This is a genomic window from Halorubrum sp. Ea1 (genome assembly GCF_002252965.1).
In the GTDB taxonomy this organism is placed as follows: domain Archaea; phylum Halobacteriota; class Halobacteria; order Halobacteriales; family Haloferacaceae; genus Halorubrum.
Genome location: NZ_NHPG01000036.1, coordinates 1 through 10865, shown reverse-complemented (window position 1 = coordinate 10865; position 10865 = coordinate 1). Strand labels below are relative to the sequence as shown.

Here is a 10865-nt window from a genome sequence, read left to right as displayed (position 1 = left end):
CGTCGACCGCCTCGTCGCCGTCGGCCTCGGCGTACACCCGGAGCTTCGGCTCCGTCCCGGAGGGGCGCACGAGCAGCCACGAGCCGTTCTCCAAGAGGAGCTTGAAGCCGTCGAGCGTGACGACCTTCGCGACGGGCGACCCGCGGACCGACTCGGGGATGTGGTCCTCCAGCTCGTCGAGGACGCCTTCCTTCCGGTCGTCCGGGCAGTCGAGCGACACCTTCCCGGCCGCGATGTGGCCGTACTCGTCGAGGAGACGGTCGACGCGCTCGTCGAACGGCTCCGCGGCGTGGGTGCCCGCGGCGAGCAGCGACATCAACACGCCGTCCTTCTCCCTGACGTGCCCGCGGAGAGTGAACCCGCCGGACTCCTCGCCGCCGAACAGCGCGTCGTGCTCGCCCATCGCCTCGGCGACCCACTTGAACCCGACCGGTGTCTCGTACACCTGCTCGCCGTGCGCCTCCGCGATCCGGTCGATCAGGAACGTCGTGGAGACGGTGCGGACCGCGGGCCCGGCGTCGTCCTCCAAGAGACGGTCGTAGCAGGCGGCGTAGAAGAGGTTCGCGTCGAGCACGCCGCGCTCGGGCGTGACGACCGCGATCCGGTCGGCGTCGCCGTCGTTGGCGACACCCAGGTCGACGTCGCTGTCGGGGTCGGTGACGCGGGCGGCCAGTTCCTCGAGGTGCTCGGCCGAGGGTTCGGGGGACTCGCCGCCGAAGGTCACGTCGCGCTCGCAGCGAAGCCGGACGACCTCGGCGCCGGCCGATTCGAGGAGCGCGTCGGTGACGCCGCGCCCGCTCCCGTGCATCGCGTCGTACGCGACCGTGAGCCCGTCGAGGTCGGCGCCCACGAGGTCGCGGGCCGCGTCGGCGTGGGCGCTCACGAGGTCGACGCGGGAGACCTCGCCGCGCTCGGCCTCGGGGAGGAGGTCGGGCTCGGCGAGCCGGTCGACCACGTCCTCCGTGACGTCCGGGAGCGCGGGCGCGCCGTCGTGCGGGATGAACTTCACGCCGTTGTACTCGGGCGGGTTGTGCGAGGCGGTGACCATGCAGGCGCCGGCGAGCCCCCGGTCGACGATGGCGTACGCGATCACGGGAGTCGGCGCGTCGCGCTCGGGAAGTATCACGTCGAAGCCGTTGCCGGCGAGGACCTCGGCGAGGCTCTCGGCGAATCCCTCCGAGGTCTCGCGGGCGTCGTAGCCGACCGCGACCGGCTCGTCGCGGCCCGCCGCCGCGAGGTGGTCGGCGACCGCCTGCCCCACGATCCGCACGCGCTCGTCGGTGAACGTGTCGAGCGTCGCCCGCCAGCCGTCCGTGCCGAAGGAGATCTCGTCCATGCGGGCCAAGTCGGCGGCCGGGACAATAAGGCCCGGTGCCGGTCGCGAACCTTGCGGGGGCGTCGGGCGTCACTCGCCGCGCTTTTGCGCTCGGCCCGCGAAGCGGGACCGTGACACGAATCGTCGCGATCTCCGGCAGCCGGAGCGCGGACAGCACCACGCGGGCCGCGCTGTCGGTCGCGCTCGACGCCGCGAGCGACGTCGGCGCGGAGACGGACACGATCGATCTCGGCGCGGTCGACCTCCCGCTGTACCACCCCGACGAGGACGCGCAGGGCGACAGCGAGGCGCTGACGCGGCGGGTGCGCGAGGCCGACGGCGTGCTCGCCGGGACCCCCGTCTACCGCGGCTCCTACTCCTCGACGTTCAAGAACTTCCACGACTTCTGCGGCTCGACTGAGTACGAGGACACCGCCGTCGGCCTGCTGGCGACCGCCGGCGGGGGCTCCTACGGCGGGACGCTCGAACACCTCCGGTCGACGTTCCGGAACGTCCACGCCTGGACCGTCCCCCACGAGGTCGGGATCAGCGGCGCGTCGGGCGTCGTCGACGAGACCGGGATCGCGGACGACGACGTCCGGGAGCGGACCGAGCGGCTCGGCCGGGTCGTCGTCGAGCACGCGGAGCGGCTCCGGCGGTAGCGGCGGCGGCGCGGTGGATCCGTGCGGGCCGCGCCGACCCGCCGCCCTTTTGACCGCCTCGCGCCTACGGCGTCCATGACCGAACCGGGTGACGACGACCGTGTCCGCTAACCGGAAGGGGGACCGCCGCGAGCGCGAGCTGGTGAACGCCCTCGACGAGGCCGGGTTCGCCGTGATGCGCGCGCCGGCCAGCGGCGCCGCGACAGAGCGGGAGCTCCCCGACGTGCTCGCCGGCGACGGCGAGACGTTCTACGCCATCGAGGCGAAGTCGAGCGCGGGCGACCCCATCTACCTCACCGGCGAGGAGGTGGAGGCGCTCCTGTTCTTCGCGCGGAACTTCGGCGCGAAGGCGCGGATCGCGGTGCGGTTCGACCGCGAGGACTGGTACTTCTTCCACCCGGGCGACCTGTACACCACCGACGCCGGGTCGTATCGCGTCAAGAAGGAGAAAGCGCTCGCCGACGGCACCGACTTCCCCGAGTTCGTCGGCGAGACGGAGAAGGTGACGCTCGGCGAGGTGGGCGGCGACGACGGCGACGAGGGGGTCGACCCCGAGCTCGAAGAGCGGCGCGAGATCCTGACGGCGGTCCGAGACGGTCACATGCCGGTCGAGGACGCGCTCGACGTGCTGTGACCGGTCGGCGGGCGGAGCGCTCGCGGCTCGGGACCCCCTCGCTTATCCCTCGCGGCGCCGAACTCCCACGCGAATGAGCGAGGAGTTCGTCCTGTTAGAGCCCGACGAGCAGCCCGGCGACGAGTGGGAGCAGCTGGACGTCTCCGACACGGAGGCGGACCGGATCGCCCTCCGACAGGACCGGGAGTTCGACGAGTTCCGCAAGCGGATCAAGGACACCGAGCAGTTCAAGCTCCAGGAGTCGGTGTTCGACGACGCGACGCTGGCGGCCATCTACAAGCTCGTGCAGGACGGCTACGTCGACGCCTTCGGCGGGCCGGTGTCGACCGGGAAGGAGGCGAGCGTCTTCGAGGCGCTCGGCGGGCAGGCGGGCGAGCGACCGGAGCCCGGCTCCGCGGCCGCGGGCGGCGGTCCGGAGGGCGTCACGCCGGAGCGCGAGGTCGCCGTGAAGGTGTACCGGATCAACTCCTCGAACTTCCGGCAGATGCGCGACTACCTCGAGGGCGACCCGCGGTTCGAGGGGATCGCGAGCGACAAGAAGGCGGTCGTGCTGGCGTGGACCCGCAAGGAGTTCGCGAACCTCGAGCGCGCGCGGAAGGCCGGCGTGCGCGTCCCCGAACCGATCGCGGTTCAGCGGAACGTCCTCGTGATGGAGCTGGTCGGCCACGCCGAGGACCGCGCCCGGCGGCTGAACGAGGTCGACGTGGAGAACCCCGAGACCGCCTACGAGGTCGTCCGCGAATACATGCGCCGGCTCTACCGGGCCGGCCTGATCCACGGCGACCTCTCGGAGTACAACATGATCATCCACGACGGCGAGCTGGTGATCATCGACCTCGGGCAGGCGGTGACCGTCCACCACCCGAACGCGGGCGAGTTCCTCCAGCGGGACTGCGAGAACGTGGCGACGTTCTTCACCCGGCAGGGGATCGACATCGACCCCGACGACCTCCGGTCGTACGTGACGGAACCGGAGGCCGACCCGAGCGGGGAGTCGGGCGAGTGAATCGCGACGGTATCGGTCTCAAGCGGCCGAAGACCCCGTCACGCGACCGCACACCCGGAGCCGGCGGACACGCTTAAAAGGCTTCGCCGGGTATCCCGACGTATGCAACACGTGACGGTTCCGCAGGACCGTATCGGCGTCGTCATCGGCGCCGGCGGCGAGACGATGCGGGAGATCGAAGAGCGGGCGAACGTGCGGCTGGACGTCGACTCGGAGTCGGGCAGCGTCGCCATCGAGGAGCGCGACGACCCCGTCGCCGCGATGGTCGCGCCGGACGTGATCAAGGCGATCGGACGGGGGTTCACGCCGGAGACGGCGCTGTCGATCCTCGACCACGACCTCCGGACGCTCGACCTGATCGACCTCTCCGAGCACACTCGCAACGATAACGACCTCCAGCGCAAGAAGGGCCGGATCATCGGCGAGAACGGTCGCACGCGCGAGTTGCTGGAGGAGCTATCGGGCGCGAACGTCGTCGTCTACGGCTCGACCGTGGGCGCCGTCGGCCAGCCCGAGGAGCTGGAAGTGGTTCGCCGGGCGGTCGGGATGCTGTTGGACGGGGCCCCGCACGGCGCGGTGTACTCGTACTTAGAGCGGATGTCGAACGAGCTCGACGACGACGTGAGCTTCAACGCGCCGCAATAACTGTGAGTTAGCCCCGGCGTTGTCGGCTCAGTCGTTCGCTTATCGGAGACTGTTTCTGCGTCAGCAGCGACCGCCGCCAAAGCCGCCGCCTCCCTCGCACCGACGGGTCGCGGCCCGACAGGCCGCTCACCGGAACGCGCCACCGCAGTCCGTGTATACACGATCGCGCCCCGACGCTCGATCTGTCGTTCTATATAAACACCCGTGATAACGAGCCACATGCCGGAGGAATACCGCCCACCGTGTTGCGGTTTCGCACGACCTGAACGAAGGGTTTATATAGAATCACAAACAATCAAAGGTTGTAATGTCACAGCGCCAGCGGATGGGCAATCAGCCCATGATCGTACTTTCTGAGGAGTCGCAGCGAACTTCCGGAAAGGACGCGCAGAACATGAATATCACGGCCGGCAAGGCGGTCGCGGAGTCCGTCCGCACCACGCTCGGCCCGAAAGGGATGGACAAGATGCTCGTCGACTCCGGCGGGTCCGTCGTCGTCACGAACGACGGCGTCACCATCCTGAAGGAGATGGACATCGACCACCCGGCGGCCAACATGATCGTCGAGGTCTCCGAGACGCAGGAGGAGGAGGTCGGCGACGGCACCACCTCCGCGGTCGTGGTCGCCGGTGAGCTCCTCGATCAGGCCGAGGAGCTCCTCGACCAGGACATCCACGCGACGACCCTCGCGCAGGGGTACCGTCAGGCCGCCGAGAAGGCCAAGGAGATCCTCGAGGAGGACGCCATCGAAGTCTCCGAGGACGACTACGACACGCTCGTCGAGATCGCCGAGACGGCGATGACGGGCAAGGGCGCGGAGAACTCCAAGGACCTCCTCGCCGAGCTCGTCGTCGACTCCGTCCTCGCGGTCAAGGACGACGACGGCATCGACACGGAGAACGTCTCCGTCGAGAAGGTCGTCGGCAGCTCGATCGACCAGTCCGAGCTCGTCGAGGGCGTCATCGTCGACAAGGAGCGCGTCGACGAGAACATGCCCTTCGCCGTCGAGGACGCGGACGTGGCGCTGTTCGACGGCGCCATCGAAGTGAAGGAGACGGAGATCGACGCCGAAGTCAACGTCACCGACCCCGACCAGCTCCAGCAGTTCCTCGACCAGGAGGAAGAGCAGCTCCGCGAGATGGTCGACCACTTCGTCGACATCGGCGCCGACGTCGTCTTCGTCGGTGACGGCATCGACGACATGGCCCAGCACTACCTCGCGCAGGAGGGCATCCTCGCCGTCCGCCGCGCGAAGTCCGGCGACCTGAATCGCCTCGCCCGCGCGACCGGCGGCCGCGTCGTCTCCAACCTCGAGGACATCGAGTCGGACGACCTCGGCTTCGCCGGCTCCGTCGCCCAGAAGGACATCGGCGGCGACGAGCGCATCTTCGTCGAGGACGTCGAAGAGGCGAAGTCCGTCACGCTCATCCTCCGCGGCGGCACCGAACACGTCGTCGACGAGGTCGAGCGCGCCATCGAGGACTCGCTCGGCGTCGTCCGCACGACGCTGCTCGACGGGCAGGTCCTGCCCGGCGGCGGCGCCCCCGAGGCCGAGCTCGCGCTGCAGCTCCGCGACTTCGCCGACTCCGTCGGCGGCCGCGAGCAGCTCGCCGTCGAGGCGTTCGCCGACGCGCTGGAAGTCGTCCCGCGCACGCTCGCCGAGAACGCTGGTCTCGACCCCATCGACTCGCTCGTCGACCTCCGCTCCCGGCACGACGCCGGCGAGTTCGGCGCCGGTCTCGACGCCTACACGGGCGACGTGATCGACATGGAGGCCGAGGGCGTCGTGGAGCCGCTCCGCGTCAAGACCCAGGCCATCGAGTCCGCCACCGAGGCGGCCGTCATGATCCTGCGCATCGACGACGTCATCGCGGCCGGCGACCTCAAGGGCGGCGGCACCGACGACGGCGGCGACGAGGGCGGCCCCGGCGGCGCGCCCGGCGGCATGGGCGGCGGCATGGGCGGCATGGGCGGCATGGGCGGCGCGATGTAAGCGAGGTTCTGAAAGAACCTCGATACCGAGCGGGGAGCGAGCGAGGTCGACCGCAGGGAGACCTCGAAGCGAACGGGGCGCGTCGCCCCGTGAGCGCACGCGACCCGCGAGGTGTGAAGTTCGGCGAGAACTCACGCGCCCCATCCGTTCCGACCTGACGCCGACGCCGTATCGCCCCCCGACCGACCGTCGCGCGCCCTCGCGGGCCTCGACGACACGCGTTTTTTATCGAGACGACCGAGCGCCGAGCCGGCGGCTCGCCGTTCGCGGCGTCGGCCGGTCGCACCGCCGAGCGCTCCGCGCAGTCGCTCTGCCGAGCGCCCCGAGCGGTCACCCCACCGACACGACGATAACACCGGTGTCACCACCCGACACGAGGGTTCGCGAGCCGTTAAGTGTCGGCCGCGCCTCGGGTGGAATACGAGACGGACCCCGGCCGCTCTCGACGTGGACTCGGCCACGGAGCGGCGCACCGCGGTCCCGATTCGCGTTCACTTCACCATGCCACAACAGAAAGCCGACTACGCAGACGACACGGCGATCGACGACGCGCTCGACCAACTCCCCGACGACGAGACCGTCGAAGCGGCGGTGGCGAACCTCGAGGCCAACGGGTTCGAGGTCGTCGTCGTCGACTCGGCGGACGAGGCGCTGGAGGCGGTCGAAGCGCGGATCCCCGCGGGCGCGTCGGTGATGAACGGTCACTCGACGACGCTGGAGGAGATCGGCTTCGACGAGCTCCTGAGCGACGGCGATCACGACTGGGAGAGCCTCCCGGACGAGATCTGGGGCATCGACGACGACGCCGAACGACAGGCCGCGCGCCGGACGGCCCAGACCGCGGACTACTTCCTCGGCGGGATCAACGCAATCGCGGAGACGGGCGAACTCGTCGCCGCCGACCTCTCCGGCAGCCGGATCGGCGCGTACCCGTTCGCCGCCGGCAACGTCGTCATCGTCAGCGGCGCGAACAAGATCGTCCCCGCGCTCGACGACGCCCTCGACCGGCTGGAGTCGGTCGCGTACCCGCTGGAGAACGAGCGCGCGCAGGAGGCGTACGGCGTCGAGTCGTCGATCGCGAAACAGCTCATCTACCGGCAGGAGCCCGAGGAGGACCGGACGACGGTCGTCCTCGTGCGCGAGCGGCTCGGGTACTGAACCGGGTAACGCCGACAATACCGACACACGCTCTGTTTTCCCTTTCGACGCCAGCGAGCGGCGCCGTCGCTCGCCATATTGCTCGCGGCGGTACAGCGGGCCGGGAGGGATTCGAACCCCCGACCGTCCGGTTAAAAGCCGGACGCTCTCCCTAACTGAGCTACCGGCCCAGACACGGATCGGTAGGGACAGACCACGGATAAACGTTTAGAAACCACCCGCGGCGGGCCCGCCGAAACGTCGTCGTCCGCCGGATCCGAAACGGTTTCACGGGCGCCGCCGTCGCCGCGAACATGGACTTCGACATGCGCGGGTTCGCCGCCGACCTCTGTGGGTTCGCCTCCACCGCCGGCGAGGAGGCGGCCGCGGCCGACTTCGTCGAGGAGCGGCTCGGCGACCTCGGCTTCGAGACGTACGCGTGGGACGCCGACGCCGACCTCCTCGCGGGGCACCCCTCCTTCCCGGACGACCTCGACGAGGCGGACGTGGCGGGACGCCGGAGCGTCGGGGGCGTGCTCGAACTCGGCGGAGCGAGCGAGAATGACGTCGACGACGACCCCGTCCCCACGGTCGTGCTGAACGGCCACATCGACGTGGTCCCGGCCGAGCCCGCGGAGTGGTCGAGCGACCCCTTCGAACCGGAGTGGGGCGGTGGCGGTGATGGAGGTGGTGCCGACGGCGGCGACGGCGGCGACGAGACCCTCACCGCTCGCGGCGCGGCGGACATGAAATCGGGGGTCGCGGCCTGTGTGGGCGCGGCGCTCGACGTCCGGGAGTCGGTCGCGGCCGGAGAAGTCGACCTCCCGGAGAGCGGGCTCCGCGTCGTCGTCGAGGCGGTCGCGGGCGAGGAGGACGGCGGGTACGGCGCGGCGACCGCGGCGCTCGCGAACCCGTACCCCTTCGAGCGCGACGCGGCGATCGTCGCGGAGCCGACCGAGCTGCGCCCCGTGATCGCCACCGAGGGGTCGCTGATGGCGCGGCTGGAGCTGAGCGGCCGGAGCGCGCACGCCGCCACGCGCTGGCGCGGCGAGGACGTCCTCCCGCGGTTCGAGGCGATCCGGGAGGCGTTCATGGACCTCGAAACGGAGCGCGGCGAGTCGGTGACCCACCCCCTGTACGCGGAGTTCCCGGTGCCGTGGCCGGTGGTCTGCGGGCGGGTCGAGGCCGGGTCGTGGGCGTCGACGGTGCCGGCGACGCTCGCCGCCGAGTTCCGGATCGGGGTCGCGCCGGTCGAGACGGTCGACGAGGTGGAGGCGGCGTTCCGCGCGCGGTTGGACGAGGTCGTCGCCGAGGACCCGTGGCTGCGCGAGCGTCCGCCGACGTTCGAGCGGTTCTCGGTGCAGTTCGAGGCGAGCGAGGTCGCCGTCGACGAGCCGGTCGTCGAGGCCGCACGGGCGGGGCTCGTCGATGCCGGCCTCCCGAGTCCGGAGCCGACCGGCGCGACGTACGGCGCCGACTCCAGACACTACGTCGCGGCGGGGATCCCGACCGTGTTGCTGGGGCCGGGGACGGTCGCGGAGGCGCACTACCCGGACGAGACGATCGCGTGGGAGGAGGTCGAGCGCGGGCGGGAAGCGATCGCGGCCGCCGTCGGCCGGTTCGCGGAAGGCTACTCGGACGCGCCGGCGAAGTAGCCGTCGAGCGCTTCGGCGACGAGCGCCCCGGGTTCGAGGTTGCGATTCGAGGCGCGGCGCCGGAGATCGACGTACATGTCGAGGGGCAAGCGGACGCCGAGAGAGCCGAGTTCGAACCCGGCCTCGCGGACCGCGGCCTCGACGTCGGACCCGTCGTTGACGGCGGAGGCGATCGAGCGCACCTCGCGGACCGTGAGCCCGCCGTCGATGGTCGCCCACGCGAGGAGGTAGCGGTCGGTGCCGCCCAGGCGCGCGACGTGCTTGGCCGCGCTCGGGGCTATCCGACCGCCGGCGACCTGGCGGCGGATCGCCTGCGGGAGGTCGTGGACGCGGGCCCACTTCCGGATGAACGCCACGGAGACGCCGTCGCCCGCGCGCTCGGCCGCCGCCTTGTACGAGCCGACGCCGCGGACGAGCGCCGCGCACGCGGCCGCCCCGCGCAGCATCAGGACGTTGTCCTCGTCGCCGACGTCGCCGGCCGCGAAGCGGGCCACCGTCTCGGCCGCCTCGGCCACGCTGTCGGGGTCGTCGGGGTCGAAGCCGACCGCCTCCGCGGCCCGCTCGCCCGTCACCTCGGGGTCGGCCCGGACGACGGGCTCGCCGACGGGAGAGCGGCGGTCTGCGCGAGAGTCCTCGTTCATACCACATTCTTCGGACGTACGCACATAAGCGACCGGCACCGGGGCAGGATTCGCTCGCGACCGGGACGGGCCGCGAGGAACCGTGGACGGTCGGCGACGACCCGGAGCGAGTGACGAAGCCGAGACGGCGGCGACGCAATATATAAGTAGGCCGCGGAAGGGCGTCACCGTTATTTATAAACGAGCGGTGGCGCGTGCCGACGAGCGCCCACCGGGCGCGAGTCGCACGCGCGAGGGAGTCGGTCGCCCGGAGCGAAGCGATGGGCGACCGACGAGGCTGGGGAGGTGTGAGGTGCCGGGTGGGACTCAAAGGGGCAGCCGGGAGGCGGGCGCAGGCGACGAAAGCACCGCAGCGAGGGAGCGACAGCGACCGAGTGAGGAGCGCACCGAGCGTGCGCCCGCCTCCCGGCTGGGGCTTTGGAGTTGTTCGCCGCCTCAGAGACGATATACAGCCGAGCGGCTGAGGCTTTGAAATTGTTCGCCGCGGACTGGTCACTTACTTATAAATAACCGACTGCGGCCTCTAGAGGGCCCACCGCGTCGTCGACGCCGACTACGTAGCCGTTCGGTCGGCGACGCAACCCTTACGCGTCGTGACCGTCAAACTGCGGCATATGACCGACGAACGCGACGACGACCGCCACGAGTTCTCCGCGGGGCAGGGCGTCGACGCCGACTACGAGGAGTTCACCCTCGACCCCGAGGAGATCGACGCCGACCCGAACACGGTCGACCCCGTCGACTCCCGCGTCCTCACCGACATCCTCGACAGGCGAAACGTCGAGAGCGACGCCATCGACGTCGAGCGACTCATGGACGTCGGCCTCTCGTACATGGGGATCAACCGCTTCGAGGAGGCGACGGAGACGTTCGAGCGCGCCGCCCACTTCGCCGAGGAGGACTCGCTGGAGGCCCAGGAGGCGTGGGTGAACAAGGGCGCGGCCCACGCCGAACTGGAGGAGTACGACGAGGCGATCGGCGCCTACGAGGAGGCGCTGCGGATCGACGACTCGTCGGAGCACGCCGCGACCGCCGAGACCAACCTCGCGTACGCGCTCTGGGAGTTCGGCCGCAGCGAGCAGGCGCTCGAACACGCCGAGCGCGCCGTCGAGACCGACCCGCGCTTCGCCGAGGCGTGGTACAACCGCGGCTTCATGCTGGTCGAGCGCGGGCTCGC

The 10865-nt window shown here is 70.7% G+C and carries 10 protein-coding genes and 1 tRNA gene; 8 read left to right on the top strand and 3 right to left on the bottom strand.

Going from position 1 to position 10865, the window contains the following annotated elements; all coding sequences use genetic code 11:
* Positions 1-1336, bottom strand: a 1336-nt coding sequence (locus DJ73_RS05180) for a phosphoglucomutase/phosphomannomutase family protein (RefSeq protein WP_094557443.1), incomplete at its 3' end; no start/stop codon positions are given.
* A 110-nt stretch (positions 1337-1446) separates the two neighbouring features.
* Between DJ73_RS05180 and DJ73_RS05175 the strand changes: the two genes are divergently transcribed.
* The 6 genes from DJ73_RS05175 to DJ73_RS05150 all read left to right on the top strand — a co-directional run bounded on the left by DJ73_RS05175 (position 1447) and on the right by DJ73_RS05150 (position 7413).
* A complete protein-coding gene (locus tag DJ73_RS05175; protein ID WP_094522049.1) occupies positions 1447-1977 on the top strand; it encodes an NADPH-dependent FMN reductase in 531 nt (176 codons plus the stop codon).
* An 88-nt stretch (positions 1978-2065) separates the two neighbouring features.
* Positions 2066-2611, top strand: coding sequence for a Holliday junction resolvase Hjc (gene hjc, locus DJ73_RS05170; RefSeq protein WP_094522048.1), 546 nt, complete (start codon positions 2066-2068; stop codon positions 2609-2611).
* A 73-nt stretch (positions 2612-2684) separates the two neighbouring features.
* Positions 2685-3617 carry a serine/threonine-protein kinase Rio1 gene (gene rio1 / locus DJ73_RS05165; protein ID WP_094557442.1) on the top strand — a complete coding sequence of 311 codons (933 nt, stop codon included), beginning with the start codon at positions 2685-2687 and terminating at the stop codon, positions 3615-3617.
* 102 nt (positions 3618-3719) lie between these two features.
* Positions 3720-4262 carry a KH domain-containing protein gene (locus DJ73_RS05160; RefSeq protein ID WP_049983967.1) on the top strand — a complete coding sequence of 181 codons (543 nt, stop codon included), beginning with the start codon at positions 3720-3722 and terminating at the stop codon, positions 4260-4262.
* 340 nt (positions 4263-4602) lie between these two features.
* Entirely contained in the window at positions 4603-6255 is a 1653-nt protein-coding gene (gene thsA / locus DJ73_RS05155) for a thermosome subunit alpha (RefSeq protein WP_094522046.1), read from the top strand.
* A 501-nt stretch (positions 6256-6756) separates the two neighbouring features.
* Positions 6757-7413: a lactate utilization protein gene (locus DJ73_RS05150; RefSeq protein WP_094557444.1), complete on the top strand. Its 657-nt coding sequence runs from the start codon at positions 6757-6759 to the stop codon at positions 7411-7413.
* A gap of 96 nt (positions 7414-7509) precedes the next feature.
* Here the strand turns inward: DJ73_RS05150 and DJ73_RS05145 are convergent.
* Positions 7510-7583 (bottom strand) — tRNA-Lys (locus tag DJ73_RS05145).
* 123 nt (positions 7584-7706) lie between these two features.
* Here DJ73_RS05145 and DJ73_RS05140 point away from each other — a divergent pair.
* On the top strand, positions 7707-9047 hold the full coding sequence (locus DJ73_RS05140) for a M20/M25/M40 family metallo-hydrolase (protein WP_094557441.1): 1341 nt from the start codon (positions 7707-7709) through the stop codon (positions 9045-9047).
* On the opposite strand, the gene DJ73_RS05135 is transcribed toward DJ73_RS05140, so the two are convergent.
* Positions 9023-9688 (bottom strand): hypothetical protein, encoded by a 666-nt coding sequence (locus DJ73_RS05135; RefSeq protein ID WP_094557440.1) that lies wholly within the window; start codon positions 9686-9688, stop codon positions 9023-9025. The two genes, DJ73_RS05140 and DJ73_RS05135, sit on opposite strands and share 25 nt — an antisense overlap.
* A gap of 614 nt (positions 9689-10302) precedes the next feature.
* Here DJ73_RS05135 and DJ73_RS05130 point away from each other — a divergent pair.
* A partial coding sequence (locus tag DJ73_RS05130; RefSeq protein ID WP_141212905.1) for a tetratricopeptide repeat protein occupies positions 10303-10865 on the top strand: 563 nt, incomplete at its 3' end.

Bases quoted from the DNA above. Each gene is read 5' to 3' on its own strand.
- rio1 (WP_094557442.1), top strand. From the start codon at position 2,685: ATGAGCGAGGAGTTCGTCCTGTTAGAGCCCGACGAGCAGCCCGGCGAC.
- DJ73_RS05160 (WP_049983967.1), top strand. From the start codon at position 3,720: ATGCAACACGTGACGGTTCCGCAGGACCGTATCGGCGTCGTCATCGGC.
- thsA (WP_094522046.1), top strand. From the start codon at position 4,603: ATGATCGTACTTTCTGAGGAGTCGCAGCGAACTTCCGGAAAGGACGCG.
- DJ73_RS05150 (WP_094557444.1), top strand. From the start codon at position 6,757: ATGCCACAACAGAAAGCCGACTACGCAGACGACACGGCGATCGACGAC.
- DJ73_RS05140 (WP_094557441.1), top strand. From the start codon at position 7,707: ATGGACTTCGACATGCGCGGGTTCGCCGCCGACCTCTGTGGGTTCGCC.
- DJ73_RS05135 (WP_094557440.1), bottom strand. From the start codon at position 9,688: ATGAACGAGGACTCTCGCGCAGACCGCCGCTCTCCCGTCGGCGAGCCC.